Genomic DNA, 25,673 nt, shown 5'->3' with positions numbered 1-25,673 from the left:
CGCACCGCGCGTCGGTGGATCCGGTGTCAGTGAACGGCGCGCAGCATGCGCGTCACGTTGATTTTCGTCGGCGACAGACCGAGCTCCACGCTCTGCATCATCCGCTCGCCGTTCAGCCGGCCGTAGGCGAGGAGGTCGACGTTGGCCAGGCTGAATTCCGGCCAGGTGTGAATACTGAGATGCGAAGCGGAAAGCAGCAGAATGGCGGTGACGGCGCCATTCGGGAACACGTGCGAGGCTTCACCGAGAACCTGGGCGTTTCCCTTTTCGGCGGCCGTGCGCAGCACCTGCAGGAGGCGCTGTTCGTCGGTCAGGATGCTGTGATCGCTCACCCATACGTCGACGGCGTAGGAGCACAAATCGTCGACGTTTATGCCCTCGGTGGCGAGGCTGGCGGGATTGGTCATGGGGAACCGGGGGTCGCAAACCGCTGCCCCCGTCTCCTTTCACATAGATGTGCGCTGGTCCGCGCGGCCGAAGCGGAAGGTGGCGAGGCCGACAAACGGCGCTCGGTGATGCCCAGGGTAGCATCCGGGCCACTCCCCGGCCCTCGCGCGCACGGCGTCGGGGCCGGGCGTCGGGATCCGCTCCGGGGCCGACGGCAAAGCGGGACGGAACCCGCACCCTCAATGTTCGGCGAGCGTCTCCCCGACTTCCGGTCTGAATTTCCTGGAATTCCCCGGCCGTGACCCCTGAAGGAATTTCGGGAAACTCCCCGAAAAACCACGTCGCATTCCTTCCCGCCGTTCCCGGACTCCGCATCGCCGCACCGATTCGGGTCGACCCACCGCCAGCCCGTATACTCGATACTCCTGGATTCCGTACAGCCCGCCCGGAGCAGCATTGTGAAAAACGCGCCTCGACACCGCAGGAGTACCACCGTCGATCAAGTGCTCGCGGACGTCGCGGACGCCGTTCGGCTCCAGGAGGGCCCGCCCGGGGTGCGGTCCGTCCTTCGCGCCCTGCGCCGCCTGGCTCCCGCCTCCACGAAGGACCTCAGCCGCGCCACCGGCCTGCCCGTCCCCATCGTGGCCGCCGTGGGCAACGAGCTGCGCCGCCGGGACCTGGTCACCAAGGAGCGCCCCTCCCGGCTGACCCCGGCGGGGCTGGACGTCGTGGCCCAGCTCGGCATGGACCTGGTCCTCGACGCCACCTGCACCACCTGCGACGGCCGCGAGCTGGTCATCCCCTCCGTGCTGGACGAGGCCGTACGCCGGCTGCGTTCCGTCATGGAGTCCGGTCCCGCCGCCGACATGGCGATCGACCAGTCCCACTGCACGCCCGAGACCAAGGTGCGCCGGGTCCTGGCGCTGCTCGCGGCGGGCGCGCTGCCGGGCGGTTCCCTGCTGCTGGTCGGGGACGACGACCTCGTCTCCCTGGCCGTGGCCGTCGTGGGCGACGTCCTCGGCTCCCCGATCGTCGAGCGGGTGACCGTCGTGGACATCTCGCCCGAGATCCTCGCCTACATCAGGAAGGTGTCGGCCGGACTCGGCACCCGCGTCGAGACGGTCGAGCACGATCTGCGCCGGCCGCTGCCCGCCGAGCTGCACGGCGGCTTCGACGTGGCGATGACGGACCCGCCCTACACCCCCGAGGGCGCCCGGCTGTTCCTGTCACGCGCCGTGGAGGGGCTGCGGCCCGGACCCGCGCACAGCATCTTCTTCTCCTTCGGCGGCAAGAGCCCCGACGAGATGCTCGAGGTGCAGCGCGAGATCATGGCCCTCGGCCTGGTCACCAACGGCTACATCCGCAACTTCAACGAGTACGAGGGCAGCGGCATCCTGGGCGGGGTCGGCTTCTTCCAGCACCTCCTCACCACCACCTCGACCGCCTCCCGGCAGGGCGACTACGGCGGCCCCCTCTACACCGGCGACAAGCGCACCCGGCAGCGCGAGTACGAGTGCGTGGCCTGCGGCGCCCAGGTCCGCGTCGGCCCCGGCGCCCGCTGGACCGCGGTCGCCGCGCTGCGCGAGGAGGGCTGCCCCCGGTGCGGCAAGGGCCCCTTCCGTCCCGGCCGCCTGGTCGCGGCCGAGGAACCGGCCGCCCCGGTACCCGCATCCGCACAGACGCCCGCGGCGCCCGCTCCCGCACCGGCACCCGCGCAGGCGCCCGCCCCCGCACCCGCCGTGTCCGCACCGGCCGCGCCTGCGTCCCCCGCGCCCACGCCCGCCGCATCCGCCGCCCCGTCCGCCCGGCGACCCGGCTGGCACCCCCCGACGCCCGAGGACCGCGCGGCCCTGGAGGAGCGGGCCGAGCCCTACCGCACCCGCCAGGCCGACGAGCGGGACCTGCCGGCCATCGGCGCGTTCGAGGCCGAGATCGCCCGTGTCTCCTTCGGCGAGGACGCCGTCGACGACCCCGCGCGGTGGGCGTCCCGGCTGGGCCGTGCCATGGAGAAGTCGAAGGAGGGCATGATCGTCGCCCACCGCCCCGGCGAGGAGGCCGTCGGCTGGCTCTGGGTGAGCATCAACCAGAACGCGATGACCGGCGACCGCTACGCCAACTTCCGCTCCCTCGCCGTCGCCCCGCTGGACAACCGCGGCGACGTGGCGGAACTGCTGCTCACCGCGGGCCTGGAGTTCTGCATGGCGAACGGCATCACGGAGGTGGTCGGCCGCGTCCACGTCGGGAACGTGCCGATGCGCACGGTCTACCGCAAGTTCGGCTTCGACCCCGCCACCCTGACGATGAAGCTGCGCCTCCCGGAGGAGGGCACCCGATGACCGGCAGCACGAGCACCACCGGGGAGACGGCCGTGACGGGCGCGAGCGGGTTCGACCCCGACCGGGTCAAGTGCGTCGTCTGGGATCTGGACGGCACGCTGTGGGACGAGATCGCGGTGGAGTCGCCCACCGACGACCTGCCCGTCCCCCGGCCCGCGATGCTGGCCGCGATCGACGCGCTGGCGGCGCGCGGCGTGCTCAGCAGCCTCGCGAGCCGCAGCGCGCCCGCGGTCCTGGACCGGCTGAACGCCGTACCGGAGCTGCGCGAGCGCTTCCTCGCGCCGCAGGTGTCCTGGCAGGACAAGAGCGAGTCCCTGCGCCGGATCGCCGAGAACCTCGGGATCGCGGTGGAGGCACTGGTCCTGGTCGACGACTCGCCGTACGAGCGTGCCGAGGTGGAGGCCCTGCTGCCGGGCGTGCGCACGCTGGACCCGCAGGACGTGCCCGCGCTGCTGTCCGCGTTCGAGGGCCGGGAGGTCACCCCGGAGTCGCGGGAGCGGGTGCGCCGCTACCGCACCGAGGAGACCCGCCGGGCCGAGGGCGAACGGTTCCGGGGCACCCGGGAGGAGTTCCTGCGCTGGTGCGGGATGCGGCTCACCGTCGGCGCGGCGGCGGCGCGGGAGGTCCCCCGCGCTCTCGAACTGGCCGCCCGCACCCACCGTCTGAACTCCTCCGGCCTGAGCCCGGAGCGGCTGCGCGCGCTGGCCGCCTCGGAGGGACACGAGCTGTACACCGCCCGGATGACCGACCGCTTCGGCGAGTACGGGATCATCGGGGCCGCGCTGGTCGACCGCGGCGCCCCGGGCACCTGGTCGGTTCCGCTGCTGGCGCTGTCCTGCCGGGTCGCCGGGCGGGGGGCCGCCGCCGCGTTCCTCTTCTGGCTGATGGGACGGGCCCGCGAGGCGGGCGCCGAGGAGTTCCGGGTGACCCTGCGCCCGACCGACGCCAACCTGGAGATGCGGATCCTGCTGCGCCAGGCGGGCCTGCGCCGCACGGACGCCACCGCGGGCCCGGAGGCCACGACCACCCCGGAGCCCGGCGGCACCACCCGAACCACCGCCGCGGCCGCCCCCGCCCCCACCGCGCGACCGGCGGTCCTCGGCCGGAGCCTCCACGGCGACCTGCCGACGCCCCCCGCGTGGCTGCACGTCTCCACCCGAAAGGACGCCGAAGCGTGACGGACCTCCCGGCTCCCGCCCCCACACCCTCCTCCGCAGACCGGGCATCGGTGGAACGGGAGCTCCGCGCGATGATCGCCGAGGCCGCGCGCCTGGATCCCGTCGTCGTCGCGGAACTCCCCGCCGACACCGACCTCTTCGGCCCGGAGATCGGACTCACCTCGCTCGCCGGCGTGACCCTCCTCGGCACGATCGACAAGCGGTACGGCGTCGACGTGGCCGCCCTGGACCTGAGCCTGGACAGCCTGCAGTCCGTCGCCACCCTCACCGACTTCGTCACGGCGCACCTCCCGGCCCGCTGACCAGCGGCGCAGCTCCTCGTGTGCGCCGAGGGTGATCCGCGCGGCACCGCCGTGACCTGCCAGGACACGCGGCGTTGAACGGGAAGTGCGGCGGCGCCCCCTGCCGCCGCGCGAACCGATTCACTAAGGAGAACGTGATGTCTCGCATCGCGAAGGCAGCCGCCGTCGCCATGGGAACCGGCGCCGTGGTGGTCAGCGGGGCCGGCGTGGCCATGGCGGGCACGGGCGCGCAGGGCGCGGCCGTCGGGTCGCCGGGCGCCGTGTCCGGCAACGTCGTCCAGGTGCCGGTGCACGCGCCGATCAACATCTGCGGCAACACCGTCAGCATCATCGGTCTGCTGAACCCCGCCTTCGGCAACACCTGCGTCAACGCCGACAAGCACGACAAGGGCCACGACGAGGGTCACGACAAGGGCGACGGCGAGGACAAGAACGGCGGCGACCACTCGGGCGACGGCGGCTACGGCGGCTGACGTCCGTACGCGAACACCCTGTGAGGAGAGCCCCGGCACCTCGAGCGCCGGGGCTCTCCCCTGTTCGGCCCCGCCCGGGCGGCCGTACCGCCGGAGCGGGGCCACAAGGGCTCAGGCGTACCGGTAGATCCGCCCGATGTACTGCATCTCGTCCGGTGTCACGTCCCACGGCGGCATCTTCTCGTGCCGGGCGACGACCCGGCCGTGCTGCGAGGTGCCCGGGTCCGGCGGTTCGGCGGGCAGGTAGTGGTGGTCGCGGTGGCGGTGCTGCCAGCGCGACCAGAGCATGTCGATGAAGGCGTGGTGCAGCCAGAACACCGGGTCGTTGACGGAGGCGCCGCCGACCATGGCCCCGCCGACCCACCGGTGCACCCGGTTGTGGTTGCGCCACGCGGCGCTGCCCTGTCCGCTCCCCCATCCCTCCAGCCTGTTGCGGAAGCCCCGCGCCGAGGTGGAGTTCCAGGGCGAGACGTCGTAGACCGGGTCCTTCATCGCCCACTCCAGGTCGTCCCTCGTGGGCAGGTCGATGGGGCCACGGGAACGCCCCAGGTCCCGGGTGAGGAACTCCGTGTCGGTCACGCCCTCCCTGAGCGTCCAGTTGCCGGTGGCGTACGCGAACGGCCCGGTCGTCACCTGGCGGTCGGAGCGCCGCCCGTTGCCGCCGAGGAGGTCCTCGGTCCAGGGCGCCGAGGTGGTGGTGCGGTCCTTGGTCCAGTCCCAGTACGGCAACGTGACCAAGGAGTCGACCCGCCGCAGCGCGTTCTCCAGATCCAGCAGGAAGCGGCGGTGCCAGGGCAGGAAGGAGGGCGCCATGTGGGCCGTGCGCAGGCGGCCCTCGCCGTCGGACACGTAGTAGTCGATGTGCGTGCGCACGAACTCGTCGTACTCGCCACGCCGTTTGACCTCCAGCATCGCCATCACGAACCGGCGCCGCTCGCCCTCGGTGAGGGTGCTGACGTTCTTACGGGTGTAGACCATGGTGTCCCCCCGTGTGCGTGCGGCCGCCCGCGGAACCGAGGTCGCGCAGCATCTCCCCGGGGCCCAGCTCGTCGACGGCGGCGCGGGTCGCCTCGAGCGGGGTGGCGTAGGAGGCGTAGTGGTCGACCATGCTCAGCCAGGTGCCGTCGGCGCGGCGCATGAGGTGCAGCGGACGGCCGTCGACCGTGACCTCCCAGCGGGCGCCGTCGCCCGAGCGGACCGACGGGAGGAGGACGCCGCGGAGGCGCCGGCCGCGGTAGGTCTCGTCGAAGGCGGCGTCGGCCCGGCCGCCCTGGGTGGGTCTGGGCCGGGAGGCGGCGACGACCGGGGCGAGCGCCAGCGCGGCGGCCGCGCCGAGCAGCCCCCTCACCACGTCCCTGCGGCCTCTGCGTCTCCCCACGCTCACCTGCACGGTGTTCACGGCTGTTCCGTCGTCACTCACGACCATGATGTCTCCTCGTCCGGTTCGGATCTTCACAGCGGTAACCGCCCGGCGGCCTCCCTGGTCACGGAAAGCGACAGGCCCGGACCGCCGTCCGGGCCTGTGTCGTCCGTGCGTGGCCTGACTACCGCCCCGGACCCCTCACGACGTTCACTCCGCCCGGCACCGCCTGGACCGCCGGGGACTCCAGGCCGGCCTGCGGCAGTTTCAGGGCGGGCAGGCCGGAGTTGTCCGGGTGGGGCGGCGTGAGCGGGGCGTCCGGCCCGAGGCCGGGACCGAGGGTGCGCAGGTCGGAGGCGGGGGCGCTGACGCCGACGTGGCCGTGGTCGTCCCCGAGGACCTCCGGCACGGGCGCGCGCACGGTCGCGCCGGGCAGCCCCGCCTCGAGCGGGAGCTGCGGGACGGTGCGCTCCGGGAGGAGCCGGCCCTCGACGTACCGCGGACCCTCGTACGTGCCCGGCGCCGGCACCGGGATCTCACCGCGGATCTCGGGCAGCTCCATGTGGAGGGACTTCTCGGCGGCGTCCAGCGGTACGGGGACGGGAACCGTGCCGACCGCGGCGGCGGGGGTCGCCACGGCGGCGCCGGCCGCGGCCGCCACACACGTGAGCACGGCGGCAAGGGTTCCTCGGATGGTCGGCTTCATCGGTACGGGCCTTTCTCGGTGCGGAGGGATGCGGTGCGTGCGTACCGGGTAACGAGCCGGGAATCGCCATCAGACCGTGTCGGCGCGCAATTCGCCCGGGTGCAGCAGTAGTCCGACCGATGAAGGTCAGCTCGTCCAGAAATCCCACCAGCGGGTCAGGACCAGCACGGCGACGACCCCGAGGTGCGCCACGGGGAGGACCCAGGTGAACCCGGAGAGGAAGGCGCGCAGCCCCGGCGGCGCGGGCAGGAATCCGTTGCGCACGCCGAAGGAGACGACGTACCAGAAGAGGACGGTGGTGGCGATCCAGGCCAGGCAGCACCACAGGCACAGGGCGTTGATCCGGTACAGCGACTCGAACTGCAGCCAGGACACGAACCCGACGCCGAAGAGACAGCCGGCGGTGAAGGTCAGCCAGTACCAGCGGGGAAGGACGGCGCCGGCCAGCAGGTCGACGCCGACGCAGACGACGATTCCGTAGGCCACCAGGCCGAGCATCGGGTTGGGGAACCCGAATGCCGCGGCCTGGTCGCTCTCCATGACGCTGCCGCAGGACAGCACGGGGTTCAGACTGCATCCCGGGGTGAAGCCGGGGTCCTCCAGCAGCTTGAACTTGTCGAGGGTGATGACCCAGGAGGCCAGCAGCCCCGCCGCGCCCGTGAGGACGAGCAGCAGGGCGAGTCCGCGTCCGGCGCCCGCGGCCGGCCGCATCAGCCGCGCAGGCCGCGGGCGGGCAGGATGACGTGCGCGGCGTCGGCGAGGGTCTCCTCGGCGCCCGCGAAGGCGGCCAGGGCCTCCGGCGCGACGGGCTCGCCGGGGGCGGCCTCGGGCCACGGGCGGGTGGTGAAGACGAGGTAGGCGTAGCCGCGCTGCCGAGCCGCGGCGAGCCACTCGGGCGGCGGCGCGCACTGGGCGCTGAGGCCCGGCAGGGTCAGGACGGCCCGGCCGGCCTCGACGAGCAGGCCGACCGGCAGGCTCGGCCGCTCGGTGCCGTCGATCAGGTCGCCGCCGACGGGCAGGCCGTTCGTGCGGAGCAGGCGCTCGACGGCGGCCGCCGAGGCCTCGGGGCCGCCCGCCGCGTCGCCGAGGGAGTAGGCGAGGAGGTAGGGCATGTCGCCGCCGTCGGAGGCCTCGCCGCTCCACGGCAGCACGACGAGTGTGCCCAGGTCGGACACGCCGAAGGGGCGGGTTGCGCTTGAGGTTGAGGTCACCGCGCGACCTTACCGGCGTGTGCGGAGCCGTCCGGGTGGCTTCTCACCCGGGCGGAGGACCCTCCGCGGGTGCTCCACACGAACGAGGGACGCGCGCCGTGGGACCGCCTCGAACAGCGCCGAGGGCCGGTCCGTTCGGTACGGAGCCGGCCCTGCGGAATGCCTTCGAACGGGGCGTCAGCCCTGCAGGGGCAGCCCGCCGAGCAACGGGGCGTGGGCCTCGTTGAGCGTGCCCGTCGTCTCCTTGACGGTGCTGAGCACGGAGTCCTCGTTCTCGGTGTCGAGCGCGTCCGACTGCTGCTGCAGCGGCATCGCCTCGAGGGAGTAGCCGCCCTCGGTGAGCTTGTTCAGGGCGCCGTTGAGGCTGGTGGGCGTCAGGTCGGCGGAGTCGTGGGCGAACGCGGGTGCGGCGGCACCGGCGATCACCAGGGATCCTGCGACGACGACGGCGGCCTTCAGGGACTTCATCGGGTTCCTTTCCTCGGCGGCTGGGCGGCTCGGCGCCTCGGCGCCGCCGGTCACCTGGACTTTCTGACGCCGTGCCTAACGATCCCCCTCGGGTGCGGAAACCCCGTGGCGGAAAATTCCCGCACCCCGGCGAGGCCCCCGGACGAGGGGGAGGGGGCGCGTGCGCCGGAGTGCGGAACCGAGGCCGGGGAAAGGGACCGGGCCGTCAGGAGGCGGGGACCGCGGTGGTCGGCGCCTGCGGCGGGGTGACCGGCTGCGCGGACGCCACCGGGGCGGTGGGCAGCTTCGGCAGGCCGGGCAGGTCCGGGGCGGGCAGGCCGCCGTCCAGCACCGTCGCGGCGAGCAGGTTGACCAGGCCGGTCACCACGGCCGTGGCCGCCGGGAGGACCTGGTCGGCGCCGCCGGAGGTGGCGGCCGCGAGCAGCTTGTCGAGCGCCTCGCGCAGGTCGGTGAGCGCGTCGGCCCGCAGGTCGGCGACCGGGGTCGGCTTCTTGGCGTCGTCACCGTCGCGCGTGAGCGTGGGCAGCGTGCCGGCGGGGAGGGTGCCGGTCGCCGCCACGGCCGTGTCGGTCGCGGTCGCACCGGTGCCCGTCGTGGTCGTCACCGACGTGTTCGTCACCGTCGCGTCGGACGTGTTCGACACCGCCGTGCCGGTGGCCGCCGTGGCGGGGTCCGTCGCAGCCGTGTCCGGGGCGGCGGCGTCCGAAGCCGTCGTGTCGGTCGGGGTCACGGGGGCGGCCGGCGTGGTCACCGGGGCAGCCGGCACGAGTTGGGCGACGGCTTCCTCGACGGCCTCGCTGAGCTGCTGCGCCTGCGCGGCGCTCAGCTGGCCGTCGTCGGCCTTCAGCGCGGTGTCGAGGAGTTCGGTGACCGGGGCGAGGACGGCCCCGAGGTCGCCCAGCCCGTCGAGCTGGGTGAGGAGCGCGTCCGCGCCGGGGACGGGCGTCCGGGAGGCCGCGTGGGTGCGCTCACGGCTCGTGTCGCCGTCGACCGCGAGGGCGGTGGGGACGGCGGCGCCGAGGACGAGGGCGGCGCAGAGAGCGGGGGAAGCGAGACGCCGAACGGGCAGGCCGCGCATGGGGTTCCTTTCGCTGTGGGTCAGGTCGCTGAACCACCGTGGAAGCCGGTGTTACCCGTCGCAACCGATCGACGGCGCGGAGCGCCGGGCGTCGGCGCCGTACTCCCTTCACAGGGCCGCCGGTTGGACCGCGCCGGGCCGGGCCGCCGCGCGTGCCCCATTCGTGGCGACCGCCGAACGGCCGCCCTCCTGGCGGGAGGGCGGCCGTTCGGCGGTCGGGACGTCGCGACTTCGGTCGGGTCGAGGTCAGACGTTGGCGCAGCTGTTGCCGAACGCCGGGTTCAGCAGGCCGACCAGGTTGACGGTGTTGCCGCAGACGTTGATCGGGACGTGCAGAGGAATCTGGACGACGTTGCCCGACACCACGCCCGGGGAGTGCTCGGCGAGACCGTTCGCGCCACTGTCGGCGGCGGCGATGCCGGAGGTGCCGGCAACGGCCGCGGCGGCAACGGAGGTCAGGGCCAGGCCCTTCGCGATACGCGACATGGAGAGGTGCTCCTTGGAGATGTGACACAACACCTGGGCGGGGATGCCCGGCGCTGGGTCAACGCGCGACGCCGCCCGGGGTTGTGCCGCCGAGCGAGTGATGTTCCGGTGCATCGGGTTTACATTCCGGCCTGTTCGCCGGAAATCGCCGGTCGGCGCGTCGGCCGTCAATCGGGGGGCCACGGACGGCTGCGGCCGTTCGGGTGATTCGCGCGTTCCTTCGACGGGTCCCCGAGGCCCCTGCGGCGGTCCGCCGGCGGTGCCCGTCCGGGGGCTGACGCGGCGAATCCCAAGATCAGCGCCCCGGGGGCGGCTCCGGCGGCGCGCGTCCCGGCGTGCGCGCGGGCCCTCGGCCGCCGCTCCCGTTTGTTCGAACCCGGCGCGAGTTTGCGGCTCGGCGGTGACCAGCCGGGCTCCCGGCTCGTTCCCCGGCGGGACGCGGCGTGGGCCGGCGCACAGTTCGTCGCCGTCGACACACGGAAGGCACCAGGCGCGTTCCCGCCCGTCCCGAGCGACACCGTGAGCGAGGAAACCGCGCGATGCACCAGCCAGAGCCCGACGTCGGGTCCCGGGTCCTGCACCTCACCCAACCCGTGGACGGCGGAGTCGCCCGCGTCGTGACCGACCTGGCGCGGGCTCAGCTCGCCGCCGGGCTGCACGTCACCGTCGCCTGCCCCGACAGCACGCTCGCCGGAGACCTGCGGGCCCTGGGCGCGGACGTACGGCGGTGGGAGGCCACGCGCGCCCCGGGGCCCTCGCTGCCGGGCGAGGTGCGGCGGCTGGCGCGGGTGCTCGCACGGGTGAGTCCCCACCTGGTGCACGCGCACAGCGCGAAGGCCGGGCTCGCCGGACGGCTCGCGGTGCGCGGGCGGATCCCGACCGTGTTCCAGCCGCACGCCTGGTCCTTCGAGGCGGTCGGCGGGACCACCGCGGCCCTGGCCCTCTCCTGGGAGCGGTTCGGGGCGCGCTGGACCGACCGTGTGGTGTGCGTGAGCGAGGCCGAGCGCGCGACCGGCGTGCGCTCCGGGATCGCCGGGCGGTGGAGCGTCGTCCCCAACGGCATCGACACCGGCCGCTTCCGGCCGGCGCCCGCCGCCGGCGTGCGCACCGCGCTCCTGCCGGACGCCGACCCCGCCGCCCCGCTGGTGGTGTGCGTGGGGCGGCTGTGCCGGCAGAAGGGGCAGGACGTGCTGCTCCGGGCGTGGGAGGCCGTCGCGGGCAGGGTGCCCGGCGCCCGGCTCGTGCTCGTGGGGGACGGGCCCGACCGCGCGGGGCTGCGCTCCCGGGCCCCCCGGTCCGTGGTGTTCGCGGGGGCCGTCACCGATGTCGTCCCCTGGTACCAGGCCGCCGATCTGGTGGTGCTGCCCTCGCGCTGGGAGGGCATGGCCCTGGCCCCGCTGGAGGCGCTGGCCTGCGGGCGGCCCGTGGTGGTGACCGACGTGGACGGCGCCCGGGAGAGCCTGCCGGCCGCGCTCGCGGCGCCCTGCCTGGCGCCTCCGGAGGACCCGGCGGCACTGGCCGCGGCCGTCACCCGCCTGCTGCTCGACCCCGCGCTGCGTGAGTCGCTGGGCGACCAGGGGCGCCGCCACGTGCTGTCCACGCACGACGTGCGGCGCACGGCCGCGGCGATCGCGGACGTCTACCGCGAAGTGCTCGGGCGGCGGTCGGCCGCGGCCGGAGCGACGGCATCCGTCACGCCCACCGAGAGCAGGGAGTCCATCCACTCGTGACTGCGGAAAGCACCGTCCCCTCCCCCGGCGCCGACCCCGGATACTCACCGGTCTCGGTGATGCCGCGGAGCGGGAGCGGAGCGGAGTTCCCGTTCCCGGCGAGGCGGCCCCCGGCGCGGCCCGCCTCGCCGCTGCCCCTGCTGCTCGCCGACGGTCTCGCCGCCCTCGTGGGCGCGCTGGCACTGACCGCGGCGCAGCGCCATCCGCTGCTGGTCGTCCTGCTGGTGGTGGCGGCGACGTCACCGCTCCTGCGCCGGTCACGGCCGGTCCACGGAGTGCTGGACGAGCTGCCCGCCGTCTGCGGCCGGACCGCGGTGTGCTGGCTGGCACTGGGGGCGCTCGTCGCGGCGTACGCGCCCGCCCACGCGCTCTCCGCGCGGACCCTGGTCCTCGGTTGCGCGGTGCAGACCGTGACCGCCTGCTCCGGCCGCGCGGTCGTCCACCTGCGGCGGCGCCGGGCGCTGCTGCGCCGCCCGCGCGCCGCGCTCGTCGTCGGCCCGGCGGCCACCGCACAGCGCGTGGCGGCCGCCGTCCTGCGCCACCCGCGGTACGGGGTGCGGCCGGTGGGCGTCGTCGCGGAACGCCCCGACCACCTGGCCGGGGGCGAGGGACTGCCCGTGCTCACCACCGGCGAGGAGGTGCAGCGGGCGCTCATCCAGAACGGCGTGCAGGACGTCCTGTGCGTGCACCCCTCGGTGCGCACCACGCAGGGCCCGCTGCTGCAGGCGCTCGCCGAGTCGGGGTGCACGGTGTGGGAGGTCGACGCCGACGGCCCCGCGTGCGCGAGCCACGAGCAGCTCGCCGGATTCGCCTGCCGGCGCCTGGACCCGGGGCTCCGGCGCCGGGACGGCTTCGGCAAGCGGCTGCTGGACATCGTGGTCTCCGGGACGCTGCTGCTGCTGGTCAGCCCGCTGCTGCTGGTGTGCGCGGTGGTCCTGCGGCTGACCGGCGGGCCGGGCGTGGTGTTCCGGCAGGAGCGCATCGGCAAGGGCGGACTGCCGTTCACGCTGCTGAAGTTCCGCACCCACCGCCCGGCCGACGAGCACGAGTCCGCGACCCGGTGGAGCGTGGCCGGAGAGCAGCAGATGAACCCCTTCTGCCGCTTCCTGCGCCAGACCTCGCTGGACGAGCTGCTCCAGCTGTGGAACGTCCTGCGGGGCGACATGAGCCTGGTCGGGCCACGGCCCGAACGCCCCTACTTCGTCGGGCAGTTCAGCCAGACCTACCCCGGCTACGCGGCCCGCCACCGCATGCGCACCGGGATCACGGGCCTCGCCCAGATCCACGGGCTGCGCGGCGACACCTCGATCGAGGACCGGGCCCGCTTCGACAACGCCTACATCGACAACTGGTCGCTGTGGCAGGACGTCTGCATCCTGCTGCGCACCGCGGCCGCCCTCGTGCGACCGACCGGGAGCTGAACCGTCCGATGAGCCTCGCCGCGCCCCCGCCCCGCGCCCGGACCCTGTCGCCGGTGCTGCCCGTCGTCGCCGTGGTCGCCCTGCTCGCGCTGCCGGTCTCCCCCGGCGGCGAGGGCGGCGCCGGTCCGGCCGACGTGCTGTCCGCACTGGTCGTGCTGTTCTGCGCGGTCCGCCTGCTGCGGCAGCGGCGGCGCCCCCTGTCCCGTACCGCCGCCGTGATCCTCGGGCTGCCCGTCGCGGGCCTCGCGCTCGCCGCGATGGGCTCGACCTCGCCGGGCGCCGGTATCACCGGCCTGGGCCGCTACCTCCAGGTCTTCGTCCTGGTACCCGCGGCGGTGCTGCTGCTGATCCGCGACCGTGCCGACTTCCGCCTGCTGGCCTGGTCGTTCGTGGGGCTCGCGGGGTGGCAGGGGGCGGTCGGCGTCCACCAGTACGTCACCGGGACCGGCGCGTCCTACCAGGGGGAACAGATCCGGGCGGTCGGCACCTTCGGGTCGCAGGACGTGATGGGCATGGCGACGGTCGTGTCCTTCGGCCTGGTCTGCGCGGTGGGGCTGGCCCTCGGCCGCTCCCCCCTACGGCAGCGGATCGTCGCCACCGCCTGCGCCCTCGCCCTCCTCCTGCCGCTGGCGCTGTCCTTCAGCCGGGGCGCGTGGATCGCGACCGCGGTGACCTGCTCGGTGCAGCTCGCGCTGGCCGGGATGCGGCGGGCGCTGCGGGTGGGCGCGGCCGTGGCGGCCGCCGGGGTGGTCCTGGTGGGCGGCTTCGGCGTCGGCACGGCCATGCTCCAGGAACGGGTCGGCAGCATCACGCAGGTCACGGACGCCCCCGACCGGTCGGTCACCGACCGGTACACCATGTGGGCGGCGTCGGTCGGCATGTGGCGCGACCAGCCGCTCACCGGAGTCGGGTTGAAGGGCTTCCCCGAGCACCGTGACGCGCACGCCTCGCTGGCGTTGTCGGCGGGCAGCGACACCGACGGCGCCGGCGCCGGTTTCCGCAGGCAGCCGTTGCTCTCCCCGCACAACATGTACCTGCTGGTCCTCGGCGAACAGGGCCTCGCCGGCCTCCTGGCGCTGGCGGGCGGCTGGCTGGCGCTGCTGGTGTGCGCCGTGCGCCGGCTGGTGCTGACGCGCCGGCTCCGGGCGCCGGGCCTCGACTGCGCCCTCGTCGCCTCCGGACTGCTGGTCTGGCAGCTCACCGACTTCCTGTACGCCGACATCGGCGGGCCCTCGACCGTGCTGACCGCGGTGAGCCTGGGGCTGGCGGCCTGGTGGGCGCTGGCCGGAGGCGGCGGGCGCGAGGAGGAGCTCACCCGATGACGGTGACGCCTTCCCGGACCCCTCGCGCGGACGGCGACGCGGCCGATGCCGCGGGCGGCGACGCGAACGGCACAGCGGACGACGGCACGGGCGGCGGCACGCGCGACGGCGCGGACGACGGCGCGGACGACGGCACGGGCGACGGGACGGACGGCGGGACGGGCGACGGGACGGTCACCTCGCCGGTCCGGTCCGCCGCGCGGTCCGAGGAGGCCGGCGAACTCCCCCCACCGTCCCGCCGGTTCCTCGCCAGGGCGGCTCTCGTCACCGCCGCCCTGTCGGTCGCCGGCTCCCTGCTCGGGCTGGTGCGCGACCAGGCGCTGGCCCGGCTGTTCGGCGCCGGCAGCGACACGGACGCCTTCCTCGTGGCGTGGACCGTGCCCGAGTTCGCGGCCACGCTGCTCATCGAGGACGGGCTGGCGTTCGCCCTCGTCCCGGCGTTCAGCGTGGCGCTGGCCCGGCGCTCCCAGGGCGCGCCGGGCGACCCGGTCCGCGCCCTGGTCGCCGGGACGCTGCCGCGCCTGTCGCTGGCCTTCGTCGCGGTCGGCGTCCTCGTCGTGCTCCTCGCCCCGTACCTCGTCGAGGCCCTGGCCCCCGGCCTGCCCGACCCCCGACTCGCCGTGGACTGCACCCGGCTCACCGCGACCTGCGTGGTGAGCTTCGGGCTCGCCGGGTACTGCAGCGCGGCGCTGCGCGCGCACCGGCGGTTCGTGGCGCCCGCGGCGATCTACGTGGCGTACAACGTCGGGATCGTCACCGGGATGTTCGTCCTCGCCGGACGCTGGGGGGTGCGGTCGGCGGCGGTCGGGGTCGCCGTCGGCGGGTTGCTGATGGTCGCCGTGCAACTGCCCTCGCTGCTGCGGCAGCTGCGCGGGCGGTCGGCCGGTGTCCCGGCCGCGGTCGCCACGGAGCCGCGGCCGCTCGGCGCCGCCGTCGTGGCGACCGTGCTGCTGTTCGCGCTGTGCCGGCAGTCGCAGGTCCTCGTCGAACGGTTCCTCGCCTCGCACCTGCCGTCCGGGGCGATCTCGCACCTGAACTACGCGCAGAAGGTCGCGCAGATGCCGATGATCCTGTCGCTGATGCTGTGCACGGTGACGTTCCCGGTGGTGGCCCGGGCGCTGGCCGAGGGCGACACCGAGCGGGCCCGGGCGCGGGTGGAGCGGGATGTGGCGCTGGCCGCGTGCGTGGTGCTGCTCGGCACGGCCACGGTCGTCGCCTGCGCGCCGCAGATCATCGAACTGCTCTTCCAGCGGGGCGCGTTCACCGCGGGGGACACGGCGGCGACGGCGGGCGTGATGCGGGTGTACGCACTCGGCCTGCTCGGCCAGACCCTGGTCGGCGCGCTGGCCCGCTCCTACTTCTCGGGGGCGCGCCCCTCCTGGTACCCGTTCGGCGCGATGGCCGTCGGGATCGTCGTCACCGCCGTGCTGGGCGCGCTCGGCGTGCGGGACTGGGGGGTGTACGGGATCGCCGCCGCCAACGCGGCCGGCATCACCGTCACCGCGCTGGTGCTGCTGGCCGGCATGGGCCCGCGCAGCGTGCCGATCCGCGTCCGGCCCGTGCTGCACGAGCTGAGCAGGCCGCTGCGGGCGGCCGTGGCCGCCACGCTCGCCGGGACGCTCGCGGCGGCCCGGTTCGCCGACCCGGTGCCCGGCCTGGCCGCCGGGACGCTCACCGTGACCGCCGTCTTCGTCCTGCTCGGCTGGGCCCTGGGCGACCAGGGCGTCGACACCGCACTCCGATCCGTACGTTCCGCGACCCGAAGGCTGCCGTATGTCCGTTCCCGTTGAGACCGCGCCCGGCCCCGTCCCCTGGGTGGCGATGTACCACTCCGTGGGCGACCCCACCGACGACCCGTACCGCATCACGGTCACGCCCGAGCGGCTGGAGCGGCAACTCGCCTGGCTCGCGCGGCGCGGGCTGCGGGGCGTCTCCGTGGCCGAGCTGCTCGCCGCGCGCGCCCGGGGCGAGGGCCGGGACCTGGTCGGTCTCACCTTCGACGACGGGTACGCCGACTTCCTCACCGGCGCCCTCCCCGTGCTGCGCCGCCACGGCTGCAACGCCACCCTGTTCGTGCTGCCCGGCCGGCTCGGCGGCGACAACGCCTGGGACCCGCTGGGCCCCCGCAAAGCGCTGCTCACCGCCGACGGCATCCGGCGGGCGGCCGCCGAGGGCGTCGAGGTCGGCTCGCACGGCATGACCCACGTCGACCTGACCGAGGCCGACGACCTCACCCTGAAGACGGAGACCGTCGACAGCCGGGCCGCGCTCGCCGAGCTGCTCGGCACCGAGCCCGCCGGCTTCTGCTACCCGTACGGGACGCTCGACCGGCGGGCCGTGGACGCCGTACGCGACGCCGGATACACGTACGCCTGCGCGATCGACCCCGGTCCGCTCAACGGCCTGCACGCCCTGCCGCGCGTCCACGTCGGGCAGAACGACACCTCCGTCCGGCTGCTGCTGAAGTACCGGCTGCACCGGCTGCGCCGACGTCCCGTGGAGGGGCTGCGGTGAAAGCGCTGCACATCATCACGGGGCTGGGCGTGGGCGGTGCCGAGCAGCAACTGCGGCTGCTGCTGCGGCATCTGCCGGTCGACTGCGACGTCGTGACGCTGACCAACCCGGGGGCGGTGGCCGACGGACTGACCGAGGACGGGGTGCGCGTCGTCCACCTCGGCATGACGGGCAACCGCGATCTGTCCGCCCTGCCCCGCCTGGTCCGGGTGATCCGTTCCGGCGGCTACGACCTCGTCCACACGCACCTGTACCGCGCGTGCCTCTACGGCCGTGTCGCCGCGCGGCTCGCGGGCGTGCGCGCGATCGTCGCCACCGAACACTCCCTCGGCGACTCCCAGCTCGAGGGCCGCCGGCTCACCGCGGGGGTCCGCGCGCTCTACCTCGCCGGTGAGCGTTTGGGCCGCGTGACGGTCGCCGTCTCCCCCACGGTCGCCGGCCGCCTGCGCCACTGGGGCGTGCCGGCCCCGCGCATCGAGGTCGTCCCCAACGGGATCGACCTGGCCCGCTTCCGCTTCGACCCGGTGCGGCGCCACCGCACCCGCCGGCGCCTCGGCCTGCCGGACCACGCCTACGTCATCGGCGGCGTCGGCCGTCTCCACCCGGGCAAGCGCTTCGACGTCCTGATCCGCGCCCTGGCCGAACTCCCGGAGGACCACTGGCTGCTGCTCGTCGGCGGCGGCCCGGAGGAGACCGTGCTGCGCCGCACCGCGCACGAGAGCGGGGTCGCCGACCGCGTCCTGTTCACCGGCGAACGCCCCTGTCTCCCGGACGGCGGCCCCGGCCCGGACCTGCCCTCCCTCGCCTCCGCGATGGACGTGCTCGCCTCCCCGTCCCCGGAGGAGGCGTTCGGCCTGGCGATCGTGGAGGCCCTCGCCGCGGGCCTGCCCGTGGTGTACGCCTCCTGCCCCGCGCTGGAGGACCTGCCCGCGCGCGCGGCACCCGCCGCCCGGCGCGTGCCCGGCGGCCCCGGGGCGTTCGCCGCGGCACTGGCCGAGACCCGCGGCCGGGGCCCCGGCCCGCGCACCGCCCCGGAAGCCGCCCACCACTACGCCATCACCCGCAGTGCCGCCCAGCTCATGGACGTGTACGCGGCCACCGTCTCCCCACAGCCCCGGTCGGCCCCGTCGTCCCCGTCATCCCAGGAAGTCACCACCTCATGACCGACAACCTCCCCCGGCCGCACCGGCGGTCCGGTGTCCGGCCCCGCGTCAAGGCGCTCCCGCCGTGGTCCCTGCTCGCCGCCGGCGCCCTCGCGGGCGGCCTCCTGGGCGGCGCGTACGGCGCCGTCAAGCCGCCCGTCTACTCGGCCACGGCCTACGTCGTCGCCGTCCCGACGGAGAAATCCGACCCGGCGACCGCGCTGGGCTTCGCGCAGGCCTACGGCCGCGTCGCCACCCAGCTCGCGGTGCTCGGGGACGCGCAGGTGTGGGCGGGCGTGCCGGTGCGGACACTGCGCAGCAGTGTGCGGACGGCGACCTCGCCGGACGCGCCGATGGTCGCGATCACCGCGACCTCCACGCGCGCCGACACGGCCGCCGACATGGCCAACGCGGTCTCCCGCGCGCTGACCCGGCACGCCGAGGACTCCCAGGCCACCACCGACGTCGAACTCCAGCAGTTCGCCCGTGCGGTCACGCCGGCCGAGCCCTCGTCGGCGTCATGGACGGTGACCGGGCTGGTGGGCGCGAGCGCGGGCGGGCTGCTCGGCGGACTGGCGCTGCTGGTGCGCCCGAAGGGCGACCGCCAGGAGGACGGCCGCCCGGCCGCCGTGCCGGGCCCCGCCGTCGCCGCGGACGCCCGCGGAGCGCTGTGAAAGCGGCGTACACGGCGGAACTCCTCACGTCGGAGAGGGACTTCGCCGACCTCGCGCCCGCCTGGGGGCGGCTGTACCGGCGGTGCGCGACGGCCACCCCGTTCCAGAGCCACGCCTGGCAGTACTCGTGGTGGCTGTCGTACGGCAGACGCGGCCGGCTGCGGCTGCTGCTGGTGCGGGCCGGCGGTGACCTCGTCGCCGTCGCGCCGCTGATGGCCGTGCGCCGTCCGCTGCCCGCGCTGGTGCCGCTCGGCGGCGCGATCTCCGACTACGGGGACGTGCTGGTCGACGACGAGCACGGGGAGCGGGCCGTCGCCGCGCTCACCGAGGGGCTCGCGGCGGCCGCCCGCACCGCGCTGCTCGACTTCCGCGAGGTCCGGCCGGGCGGAGCGGTGGAGCAGGTGTACGAGCGCTGGCACGGGCCGCGGCGGCGGATGAGCGACTCGGTGTGCCTGGAGCTGCCGGCCGTCCCGATGGACGAGCTGGTGGCCCGGCTGCCGTCGGCGAAGGCCCAGCGGGTGCGGGCCAAGCTGCGCAGGCTGACCGCGCTCGGCGTCGAACGCCGCGTCGTCCACGCCGACGAGGTGGACGGCGCCCTGCGCCGCCTCCTCGAACTGCACCGGCTGCAGTGGCAGGGGCGGAAGGTGACCGGCGAGCACCTGCAGTCGCGGTTCTGCGAGCACCTGGTGCGCTCGGTCGGGCCGATGGTGCGCTCCGGGGACGCGGTGGTCACCGAGTTCCGGCTCGACGACGACGTGGTGGCCGTCGACCTGACCCTGCTCTCCCGCCGTCTGGCGGGCGGTTACCTGTACGGCGCCCATCCGCGGCTGCGCGAACGCAAGGCGGACGTGGCGGTGATGCTGCTCGACGCCTGCTCCGAGCACAGTCGCGGCGCCGGGCACGGCACGCTCAGCCTGCTGCGCGGCAACGAGCCGTACAAACATCACTGGCGTCCCGAACCGGTCGTCAACCAGCGGCTGCTGCTGGCCCGCCGGCCCACCGCCCCGCTGATGTCGGCGGTGGTCTGCGACGTGGCCGTGCGGCGGCGCGGCAAGGAGCTGCTGCGCCGCTGGGAGGAGAACAAGGAGCGCGGCGAGCGCCGGGGGCGTCGGGGACGTGAGAGGCGTGACGGTGGCGGCGGGTCCTGACGGGGGCCTGCCGCCACCGCGGGCGTGCCGGGCCGTGCGGTCACCGGCCGCGCGGCCACCAGTCCAGGCGGACGCACGGCTTGTCGCCGAGCCAGTGCTCGAGCCAGTCGCCGAAGTGCACCGGTGCGCAGGTCTCCGAGGGCTGCGGGACCGGCGGGGTGCTGGGCTGGGGTTTCGGCGGCCGGGGCACCGGCTCGCCGGGGCGGCCGGAGAGCACCGAGCGGTAGACCTCCGAGGACCGCGGATTGCGCGCGCACTGCCACACGCCGTGCGGGCAGTAGTCGGTCAGCGTGTGGTACAGCGGCCGGTGTTCGTCCATCCAGGCGAGCATCCGCCGCATGTACTCGGGGTTGTCGCCGTTGCGGAACAGTCCCCATTCCGGGTAGGAGACGGCTTTCCCGCGGCTCTTCGCGAAGTCCACGTGGAACCGGAGCCCGTACGGCTCCGTGACCTGCTCGTCGAACGAGACACCGGCCGGCTGGTCGTAGGAGTCCATGCCGACGATGTCGACCGTGTCGTCCCCCGGGTAGCAGTAGGTCCAGGGAACGGCGTCCCGGCCGCGGCTCGGCGCGAAGTCGAACTTGAACCTCTGGCCCGGCACCGCGCGCATCGTGGTGACGATCCGCTTCCAGTACGCCTTCCAGGCCACCGGATCGGGCCCGCAGCGATGGGTGTACGTGACGCCGTTCATCTCCCAGCCGAGCACGACCACCGTGTCCGGCACCCGCAGGGCGACCAGCCGCTCGGCCAGCGCGCGGAAGTGGTGGTCGAACCGCCCGGCCGCGCCCTGTCGCAGCAGCGCCCGCACCTCGGCGTCGGGGACGCCCTCCTCGTTGCGCTCCATCATGGGGACGTTGAGCACGAACATCCGGTTCTTCTTCTCGTTGCGCCAGTCGGCCCACACGTCGAGGAACCCGGACCGGCCCTCGATGTTGCTCCAGCGGTCGCCCGGCAGGTAGGTGTGACCGACCCGCAGTTCGGCACCGCCCAGCCACTCGCTGAGCCGGGCGATCCTGGCCACCCCCCGGGCGCCGTAGTCCAGGTAGGCGCCGAAGGCGGGACGGTCCCGGGCGGGCGGCGCCGGGGCCGGAACGGCCGGCGCGGGAGCGGGCGCCCCGGCGGCGCGCACCACCTCCGGGCCCGCGGCGAATCCAGGGCCGGACGCGAGCGCCGCCGCCGTCGCGACGGCCGCCGCGACGACCGCCGGCCGCCGGGATCTGGCACGTCGTTGCTGTGGGGCCATGCCTGCTCCTTCCTCCGCTCTCGCGCTGTCAGGCACAGCCCCGCGCCTGCGCACGGGCACGCTCGGGGGCGCCGCCCCTCCGCATGACTGACAGTCAGTCTCATGAAAGTCACACGAACAGGAGTCACGCGACCGCCACTACGGCTTTCGAGTGCCCTGATCGCCCGCACCGGTGAACCGACCCGAAGGAACATCCCGTGTCCCAGCTCGACACCCGCGTCCCCGCCGTACTGCTGCGGATCGACCGGAACCCCTTCCACCACGGAACGCTGGGTGCCGTGCGCTCGCTCGGCAGAGCCGGGGTCGACGTCCACGTGGTCGCCGACGTGACGGGAAGCCCGGTCCGCAGGTCACGCTTCCTCCGCCGGCTGCACCCCCCGCCGGCGCCCGGCGCCACCCCGGCCGACATCGCCGCCGTACTGCTGGGGGTGGCCGCCCGGATGGAGCGGCCCGCCGTGCTGATCCCGATGGACGACGCGGGCGCGATCGCGGTGAGCCGGCTGCGAGCGGACCTGGCGGACGCCTACCTGCTGCCGCAGCAGCCCACGGAGCTGCCCGAACGGGTCGCCGACAAGGCGGAGTTGGCGGGCCTGTGCGCGGCGGCGGACGTGCCGCACCCGGCCACGGTGGTCCCGGAGAGCGCCGCACAGGCCGCCTCCGCCGCCTGGCGGTTCGGCCTGCCGGTGGTGGCGAAGTGGAGCCGGCCCTGGCTGCTGCCGGCGGGTTCCGGCCTGCGCAGCACCGTGGTGGTGCGCTCCACGCGGGAGGCCCGCGACCTGTATCTGCGCTCCGAGGAGGCGGGCAGCCGGCTGCTGCTCCAGGAGTTCCTGCCGCCGGGCCCCTACCGCGACTGGTTCTTCCACGGCTACGCCGACCGCTCGGGCGCGGTCCGCGGTGGCGGCTCCGGCCGGAAGCTGTGTTCCTGGCCGCGCGGCGCCGGTCTCACGGCGGTGGGCGAGTGGTCCCCGAACACGCAGGTGCGGGCGCTGTCCGAGCGCCTCACCGCCGCACTGGGCTACCGCGGCGTCCTCGACCTGGACTACCGGCGCTGCGGCGACACCGGCCGCTACCACCTGCTCGACTTCAACCCACGTCCCGGCGCGCAGTTCCGCCTCTTCGCCGACACCGCCGGACTGGACGTCGTACGGGCCCAGCACCTGGACCTGACGCACCGCCCCCTGCCGGAGGGCTCTCCGCGGCCCGGGCGGTCCTTCGTGGTGGAGAACTACGCCCCGCCGGCCGCCCTGCGCCCGGCACCGCACGGCCGCGAGCTCGCCTGGTACGCCGCGGACGACCCGGCCCCCGGCCGGGCGATGTGGGGCCTGTGGGGTCTCCACGTCGCCCGCCGGCTGCTGGGACGCCTGCGCCGGCCCGGCCCGGCGGTCACCCCCAGCGGCCCGCCACGGATCGTCCACCAGGTGCCGCCGCCTCCGTCGCCTCTGCCCACCCCGGCCGACGAGGACGCGGCGAGCAGGCGCTGACGCGGGGCCGGGCGACGCTGGGCACGGATGCCGGGCGGGAAGGCTCCGGCACCCGTGGGTTCACCGACGGGAGGCGGTCCTGCCTCGCCGGTACAGGACGGCTCCGGCCGTGATCAGCGCCGCGCTGAGGCCCGACGCGGCGATCAGGCCCTCGCTGCCGGTGTGCGGCAGCTGGGGCTGCTTGCCGTCGGTACGGGACGGGGCGGTGTTCCCGCCGTCGTGCGGAGGCGGGCCGGCCTGTCCGCCGCCGTTGGGGGTCGTGGACGTGTGTCCTCCGTCGCCGTCCGGGGGCGGAGTGGTGTGGCCGCCGTCGGGAGGCGTGGTCGTGTGTCCTCCGCCGCTGCCGGGAGGCGGAGTGGTCTCTCCCCCGCCGTTCGGAGGCGGGGTCGTGTGACCGCCGTCGTCCGGAGGCGGGATCGACCCGTATCCCGAGTCGTCGTCGCCGTATCCCGAGTCGTCGTCACCGTGACCCGCATCGTCGCCGTATCCCGAGTCGTCGTCACCGTGACCCGCATCGTCGTCGTAATCCGAGTCGTCGTCACCGGGATCTGTATCGTCGTCGTGTCCCGAGCCGTCGTCACCCAGATCGCCGTAGTCCGCATGGCCGTGCACGGACTCCCCGTCATCGGCACCGCCGTCGCCCGGGTCGTCATGGCCGAGGTCCTCATGGCCGGAGTCGTCATGGCCGGCGTCGTGATCGTCGTGGCCGTCGGGTGCGCTGTGCCCGTCGCGGTCCCCGTCGGCATCGGCGATGGCGGCGCAGCGATCACCGAAGGCCGGGTTCAGCGCGGCGAGCGCGTCGACCGAGTTGCCGCAGACGTTCACCGGGACGCTCACCGGGACCTGGATGTCGTTGCCGGAGGCCACGCCGGGCGCGCTCCTCGCGGCCCCTTCCGCCTGTGTGCCGGCGAAGACGGTGCCGCCGCCCAGCGCCAGAATGCCGGTCGCGGCTGCCGCCGCGACCACTCCCCTGCTCAGGGTCTGTCGCAATCTCGTGGTCTTCCTGCTTGAAGAAGTGGGAAAAGCCGGCCTCGGAAGGCGGAATGGCCGCCGTCCGAGGCCGGCACAGGTCCGGCGCGCGGCCAGACGCGCACACCATGACCTGCGGGCTGCAAACGAGAGATAGACGGCCGAAGAAAACCGTGAACGGGCGTCGCGTGGGAATTCACGCGAACGCCCGCACGGAATCGACACATCGGCCCCGGCCAAGGGCCGCTCGAGAGGAAACGCTTCGCCCGGGTGACAGCGGGGGCATTCACCGAGCGCCGGAAAACGCGCCGGACGGCCCACCCGTCGTATCGGGGCGGACCGTCCGGCGTCCGACGGCGGCGGACCTCAGTCGCCGACCGAGGACTCGCGTGAGAGAACCGAGATGTCGTCCAGGATGTGCGACAGCGGCTCGTCGCCCTTGGCCTGGGTGGAGTTCTCGGCGCACTGCTGGTTCTGCGGGGACGACAGGACGTTGACGTCCTGCACCGCGATGGGCACCACGCCGACGAGCGATCCGGCGTTGACCTTGGCCGGCAGACCGACGCAGGGCTTGTTCAGCGAACCCTGGACCAGCGAGAGCTGCGGGCTCTTGTCGCCCTTGGTCACCGAGTTGCCGAACCTCTGGCTGGCGCCGTTGCCGCTGGCGGAGGTGGTGCCGCTGTCGTCCCCGATGGCAAGCGCCTGGGGGGCGGCCGCCGCCGACATACCGACGACGGAAACGGCGGCCGCCGCCGCGGCCATTGCCTTCTTCAGCATTTCGCTCTTCCTTTCCCTGTCCCGGCCTCAGCGCCGGGACCGTGTGCCTGCCCCCGATCAACCCGGTGTGCCAGGAATGGTTGCGGCGCTTCACCCGATAGAAGCGCAGCCCTTCCCGTCCCCGCATTCCTCTGAGCCGTTGGAGTGAACAGGAGCAACCAAACACGGTGGGGGAAGTTGACCAGAGCGCTCCGGTGCACGGGGTTTTTCCAGAGAGGACTAGCAAGTGATCAAGAAGGTACTGGCCACCGCCGCGGTCGCCGCTTCCGCCGTCGGCGTCGCCGCCGCCCCCGCGCTCGCCATCGGCAACGACAGCGGCACCACGTCGGCCAGCGGCAACGGCGCGCACCAGGCGTTCGGCAACTCGGCCACGTACGGCCACATGAGCCCGCAGATGGCGCTCATCCAGGGTTCGCTGAACAAGCCCTGCGTCGGTCTGCCGGCCAAGGTCAACGCCGGATCGCTCGTCGGTGTCGTCCCGATCCAGGTCACCGACATCAACGTTCTCTCCTCCCCGCAGAACCAGCAGTGCGTCGAGAACTCCACCCAGGCCAAGGGCGACGAGCCGCTGTCGCACATCCTGGACGACATCTCCGTGCTGGCCAGCGAATCGACGAGCACCGAGTGAGTCGTGGCACAAGGGTTCGTCACTGAGCCCAGGGGTGGTTCCTCCGCCCCGTCAGCGGGCCGCCGGATCACCGGCGGCCCGCCGCTTTGCGTGGGCGCCGGCGCGCTGGGCCGAACGGGGCACAGGCCGCAACCCCCACCGGGCGTGCGGCATTAACAGGGCAACTCCTGTCCCGGAGTCCGCTTCTCGAAGGGAACGACCATGAAGAAGCTGTGGGCGACCGCGGCTGTCGCCGCGTCGCTGGCCGGTCTCGCGCTCACGTCCGCGTCGCAGGCCCTCGCCATCGGGGACGACAGCGGCACCACCTCCGCCAGCGGCAACGGCGCCAGCCAGAGGTTCGGCAACTCGGTGACCAAGGGCGACATGAGCCCGCAGCTCTCGCTGGTCCAGGGTTCGCTGAACAAGCCCTGCGTCGGTCTGCCGGCCAAGGTCAACGCCGGATCGCTCGTCGGCGTGGTGCCCATCGCGGTGCAGGACGTCAACGTCCTGTCGTCCCCGCAGAACCAGCAGTGCGCCGAGAACTCCACCCAGGCCAAGGGCGACGAGCCGCTGTCGCACATCCTGAACGACATCTCGGCTCTGTCGCGCGAGAGCACCGGCGGCAACGGCTGAGGTCGTCTCCCCCCCGGACTTCCCGGG

General features: G+C 74.4%; 27 protein-coding genes. 15 read left to right on the top strand and 12 right to left on the bottom strand.

Features of this window, described 5'->3' with window-relative positions:
- Positions 1-26 precede the first annotated feature (26 nt).
- Positions 27-407, bottom strand: a complete 381-nt coding sequence (locus ACIHAR_RS24635) for an S-adenosylmethionine decarboxylase (RefSeq protein ID WP_365462163.1) — start codon at positions 405-407, stop codon at positions 27-29.
- Between the two features lie 483 nt (positions 408-890).
- Here ACIHAR_RS24635 and ACIHAR_RS24630 point away from each other — a divergent pair, with 483 nt between their 5' ends.
- From ACIHAR_RS24630 to ACIHAR_RS24615, 4 genes are all read left to right on the top strand, one after another.
- Positions 891-2,723: a GNAT family N-acetyltransferase gene (locus ACIHAR_RS24630; protein WP_400021862.1), complete on the top strand. Its 1,833-nt coding sequence runs from the start codon at positions 891-893 to the stop codon at positions 2,721-2,723.
- Positions 2,720-3,901, top strand: a complete 1,182-nt coding sequence (locus ACIHAR_RS24625) for an HAD-IIIC family phosphatase (RefSeq protein ID WP_400021860.1) — start codon at positions 2,720-2,722, stop codon at positions 3,899-3,901. Before ACIHAR_RS24630 ends, ACIHAR_RS24625 begins: the two co-directional genes overlap by 4 nt.
- Positions 3,898-4,203: an acyl carrier protein gene (locus ACIHAR_RS24620; RefSeq protein WP_384655717.1), complete on the top strand. Its 306-nt coding sequence runs from the start codon at positions 3,898-3,900 to the stop codon at positions 4,201-4,203. Before ACIHAR_RS24625 ends, ACIHAR_RS24620 begins: the two co-directional genes overlap by 4 nt.
- 137 nt (positions 4,204-4,340) lie before the next feature.
- Entirely contained in the window at positions 4,341-4,676 is a 336-nt protein-coding gene (locus tag ACIHAR_RS24615; RefSeq protein WP_400021858.1) for a chaplin, read from the top strand.
- A 111-nt stretch (positions 4,677-4,787) separates the two neighbouring features.
- Here ACIHAR_RS24615 and ACIHAR_RS24610 read toward each other — a convergent pair whose 3' ends face one another.
- The 8 genes from ACIHAR_RS24610 to ACIHAR_RS24575 form a co-directional block, all read right to left on the bottom strand.
- The gene (locus ACIHAR_RS24610) at positions 4,788-5,654 is read right to left on the bottom strand and encodes a tyrosinase family protein (RefSeq protein ID WP_400021856.1); all 867 of its coding nucleotides are present in this window, start codon (positions 5,652-5,654) and stop codon (positions 4,788-4,790) included.
- Complete coding sequence (locus ACIHAR_RS24605) at positions 5,638-6,102, bottom strand: tyrosinase cofactor (RefSeq protein WP_400021854.1); 465 nt, start codon at positions 6,100-6,102, stop codon at positions 5,638-5,640. Before ACIHAR_RS24605 ends, ACIHAR_RS24610 begins: the two co-directional genes overlap by 17 nt.
- A gap of 118 nt (positions 6,103-6,220) precedes the next feature.
- The gene (locus ACIHAR_RS24600; RefSeq protein WP_400021852.1) at positions 6,221-6,742 is read right to left on the bottom strand and encodes a hypothetical protein; all 522 of its coding nucleotides are present in this window, start codon (positions 6,740-6,742) and stop codon (positions 6,221-6,223) included.
- Between the two features lie 126 nt (positions 6,743-6,868).
- Positions 6,869-7,453: a vitamin K epoxide reductase family protein gene (locus ACIHAR_RS24595; protein WP_400021850.1), complete on the bottom strand. Its 585-nt coding sequence runs from the start codon at positions 7,451-7,453 to the stop codon at positions 6,869-6,871.
- Complete coding sequence (locus ACIHAR_RS24590) at positions 7,453-7,953, bottom strand: DUF5949 family protein (RefSeq protein ID WP_400021849.1); 501 nt, start codon at positions 7,951-7,953, stop codon at positions 7,453-7,455. Before ACIHAR_RS24590 ends, ACIHAR_RS24595 begins: the two co-directional genes overlap by 1 nt.
- Positions 7,954-8,130: 177 nt before the next feature.
- Positions 8,131-8,421: a hypothetical protein gene (locus ACIHAR_RS24585; RefSeq protein ID WP_400021847.1), complete on the bottom strand. Its 291-nt coding sequence runs from the start codon at positions 8,419-8,421 to the stop codon at positions 8,131-8,133.
- Positions 8,422-8,626: 205 nt separating this feature from the next.
- On the bottom strand, positions 8,627-9,499 hold the full coding sequence (locus ACIHAR_RS24580; RefSeq protein ID WP_400021845.1) for a hypothetical protein: 873 nt from the start codon (positions 9,497-9,499) through the stop codon (positions 8,627-8,629).
- A gap of 246 nt (positions 9,500-9,745) precedes the next feature.
- Positions 9,746-9,985, bottom strand: coding sequence for a chaplin (locus tag ACIHAR_RS24575; protein ID WP_388759082.1), 240 nt, complete (start codon positions 9,983-9,985; stop codon positions 9,746-9,748).
- Between the two features lie 539 nt (positions 9,986-10,524).
- On the opposite strand from ACIHAR_RS24575, the gene ACIHAR_RS24570 reads away from it, so the two are divergent.
- Genes ACIHAR_RS24570 through ACIHAR_RS24535 form a run of 8 tightly spaced genes read left to right on the top strand, consistent with a single transcriptional unit; the run spans position 10,525 to position 19,936 of the window.
- Entirely contained in the window at positions 10,525-11,715 is a 1,191-nt protein-coding gene (locus ACIHAR_RS24570) for a glycosyltransferase (protein ID WP_400021843.1), read from the top strand.
- Positions 11,712-13,136, top strand: coding sequence for an exopolysaccharide biosynthesis polyprenyl glycosylphosphotransferase (locus ACIHAR_RS24565; protein ID WP_400021841.1), 1,425 nt, complete (start codon positions 11,712-11,714; stop codon positions 13,134-13,136). Before ACIHAR_RS24570 ends, ACIHAR_RS24565 begins: the two co-directional genes overlap by 4 nt.
- A gap of 8 nt (positions 13,137-13,144) precedes the next feature.
- Positions 13,145-14,458, top strand: a complete 1,314-nt coding sequence (locus ACIHAR_RS24560; protein WP_400021839.1) for an O-antigen ligase family protein — start codon at positions 13,145-13,147, stop codon at positions 14,456-14,458.
- Positions 14,455-16,248 carry a murein biosynthesis integral membrane protein MurJ gene (gene murJ / locus ACIHAR_RS24555; RefSeq protein ID WP_400021837.1) on the top strand — a complete coding sequence of 598 codons (1,794 nt, stop codon included), beginning with the start codon at positions 14,455-14,457 and terminating at the stop codon, positions 16,246-16,248. Before ACIHAR_RS24560 ends, murJ begins: the two co-directional genes overlap by 4 nt.
- Complete coding sequence (locus ACIHAR_RS24550) at positions 16,232-16,972, top strand: polysaccharide deacetylase family protein (protein ID WP_400021835.1); 741 nt, start codon at positions 16,232-16,234, stop codon at positions 16,970-16,972. Before murJ ends, ACIHAR_RS24550 begins: the two co-directional genes overlap by 17 nt.
- Positions 16,969-18,135: a glycosyltransferase gene (locus ACIHAR_RS24545; RefSeq protein ID WP_400021833.1), complete on the top strand. Its 1,167-nt coding sequence runs from the start codon at positions 16,969-16,971 to the stop codon at positions 18,133-18,135. Before ACIHAR_RS24550 ends, ACIHAR_RS24545 begins: the two co-directional genes overlap by 4 nt.
- Positions 18,132-18,788, top strand: coding sequence for a lipopolysaccharide biosynthesis protein (locus ACIHAR_RS24540; protein ID WP_400021831.1), 657 nt, complete (start codon positions 18,132-18,134; stop codon positions 18,786-18,788). The genes ACIHAR_RS24545 and ACIHAR_RS24540 overlap by 4 nt, the downstream gene beginning before the upstream one ends.
- Positions 18,785-19,936 carry a GNAT family N-acetyltransferase gene (locus tag ACIHAR_RS24535; RefSeq protein ID WP_400021829.1) on the top strand — a complete coding sequence of 384 codons (1,152 nt, stop codon included), beginning with the start codon at positions 18,785-18,787 and terminating at the stop codon, positions 19,934-19,936. Before ACIHAR_RS24540 ends, ACIHAR_RS24535 begins: the two co-directional genes overlap by 4 nt.
- A gap of 40 nt (positions 19,937-19,976) precedes the next feature.
- On the opposite strand, the gene ACIHAR_RS24530 is transcribed toward ACIHAR_RS24535, so the two are convergent.
- Positions 19,977-21,179 (bottom strand): glycoside hydrolase family 26 protein, encoded by a 1,203-nt coding sequence (locus tag ACIHAR_RS24530; protein WP_400021827.1) that lies wholly within the window; start codon positions 21,177-21,179, stop codon positions 19,977-19,979.
- A 197-nt stretch (positions 21,180-21,376) separates the two neighbouring features.
- Here ACIHAR_RS24530 and ACIHAR_RS24525 point away from each other — a divergent pair, with 197 nt between their 5' ends.
- On the top strand, positions 21,377-22,660 hold the full coding sequence (locus tag ACIHAR_RS24525) for an ATP-grasp domain-containing protein (protein ID WP_400021825.1): 1,284 nt from the start codon (positions 21,377-21,379) through the stop codon (positions 22,658-22,660).
- Between the two features lie 60 nt (positions 22,661-22,720).
- Here ACIHAR_RS24525 and ACIHAR_RS24520 read toward each other — a convergent pair whose 3' ends face one another.
- Complete coding sequence (locus ACIHAR_RS24520; protein WP_400021823.1) at positions 22,721-23,650, bottom strand: chaplin family protein; 930 nt, start codon at positions 23,648-23,650, stop codon at positions 22,721-22,723.
- 345 nt (positions 23,651-23,995) lie between these two features.
- On the bottom strand, positions 23,996-24,406 hold the full coding sequence (locus ACIHAR_RS24515) for a rodlin (protein ID WP_400021821.1): 411 nt from the start codon (positions 24,404-24,406) through the stop codon (positions 23,996-23,998).
- Positions 24,407-24,632: 226 nt separating this feature from the next.
- Between ACIHAR_RS24515 and ACIHAR_RS24510 the strand changes: the two genes are divergently transcribed.
- Positions 24,633-25,034 carry a rodlin gene (locus ACIHAR_RS24510; protein ID WP_400021819.1) on the top strand — a complete coding sequence of 134 codons (402 nt, stop codon included), beginning with the start codon at positions 24,633-24,635 and terminating at the stop codon, positions 25,032-25,034.
- 201 nt (positions 25,035-25,235) lie between these two features.
- Positions 25,236-25,646 carry a rodlin gene (locus ACIHAR_RS24505; RefSeq protein ID WP_400021817.1) on the top strand — a complete coding sequence of 137 codons (411 nt, stop codon included), beginning with the start codon at positions 25,236-25,238 and terminating at the stop codon, positions 25,644-25,646.
- The last annotated feature ends 27 nt before the right edge of the window (positions 25,647-25,673 follow it).

This window comes from Streptomyces sp. NPDC052016, assembly GCF_044548445.1.
In the GTDB taxonomy this organism is placed as follows: Bacteria; Actinomycetota; Actinomycetes; order Streptomycetales; family Streptomycetaceae; genus Streptomyces.
This window is presented reverse-complemented; position numbering and strand designations above follow the sequence as displayed.

Excerpts from the sequence above, each read along its gene's own strand:
- ACIHAR_RS24635 (WP_365462163.1), bottom strand. The coding sequence starts at position 407 with ATGACCAATCCCGCCAGCCTCGCCACCGAGGGCATAAACGTCGACGAT.
- ACIHAR_RS24625 (WP_400021860.1), top strand. The coding sequence starts at position 2,720 with ATGACCGGCAGCACGAGCACCACCGGGGAGACGGCCGTGACGGGCGCG.
- ACIHAR_RS24615 (WP_400021858.1), top strand. The coding sequence starts at position 4,341 with ATGTCTCGCATCGCGAAGGCAGCCGCCGTCGCCATGGGAACCGGCGCC.
- ACIHAR_RS24610 (WP_400021856.1), bottom strand. The coding sequence starts at position 5,654 with ATGGTCTACACCCGTAAGAACGTCAGCACCCTCACCGAGGGCGAGCGG.
- ACIHAR_RS24605 (WP_400021854.1), bottom strand. The coding sequence starts at position 6,102 with ATGGTCGTGAGTGACGACGGAACAGCCGTGAACACCGTGCAGGTGAGC.
- ACIHAR_RS24600 (WP_400021852.1), bottom strand. The coding sequence starts at position 6,742 with ATGAAGCCGACCATCCGAGGAACCCTTGCCGCCGTGCTCACGTGTGTG.
- ACIHAR_RS24595 (WP_400021850.1), bottom strand. The coding sequence starts at position 7,453 with ATGCGGCCGGCCGCGGGCGCCGGACGCGGACTCGCCCTGCTGCTCGTC.
- ACIHAR_RS24585 (WP_400021847.1), bottom strand. The coding sequence starts at position 8,421 with ATGAAGTCCCTGAAGGCCGCCGTCGTCGTCGCAGGATCCCTGGTGATC.
- ACIHAR_RS24580 (WP_400021845.1), bottom strand. The coding sequence starts at position 9,499 with ATGCGCGGCCTGCCCGTTCGGCGTCTCGCTTCCCCCGCTCTCTGCGCC.
- ACIHAR_RS24575 (WP_388759082.1), bottom strand. The coding sequence starts at position 9,985 with ATGTCGCGTATCGCGAAGGGCCTGGCCCTGACCTCCGTTGCCGCCGCG.
- ACIHAR_RS24570 (WP_400021843.1), top strand. The coding sequence starts at position 10,525 with ATGCACCAGCCAGAGCCCGACGTCGGGTCCCGGGTCCTGCACCTCACC.
- ACIHAR_RS24560 (WP_400021839.1), top strand. The coding sequence starts at position 13,145 with ATGAGCCTCGCCGCGCCCCCGCCCCGCGCCCGGACCCTGTCGCCGGTG.
- murJ (WP_400021837.1), top strand. The coding sequence starts at position 14,455 with ATGACGGTGACGCCTTCCCGGACCCCTCGCGCGGACGGCGACGCGGCC.
- ACIHAR_RS24550 (WP_400021835.1), top strand. The coding sequence starts at position 16,232 with ATGTCCGTTCCCGTTGAGACCGCGCCCGGCCCCGTCCCCTGGGTGGCG.
- ACIHAR_RS24540 (WP_400021831.1), top strand. The coding sequence starts at position 18,132 with ATGACCGACAACCTCCCCCGGCCGCACCGGCGGTCCGGTGTCCGGCCC.
- ACIHAR_RS24530 (WP_400021827.1), bottom strand. The coding sequence starts at position 21,179 with ATGGCCCCACAGCAACGACGTGCCAGATCCCGGCGGCCGGCGGTCGTC.
- ACIHAR_RS24515 (WP_400021821.1), bottom strand. The coding sequence starts at position 24,406 with ATGCTGAAGAAGGCAATGGCCGCGGCGGCGGCCGCCGTTTCCGTCGTC.
- ACIHAR_RS24505 (WP_400021817.1), top strand. The coding sequence starts at position 25,236 with ATGAAGAAGCTGTGGGCGACCGCGGCTGTCGCCGCGTCGCTGGCCGGT.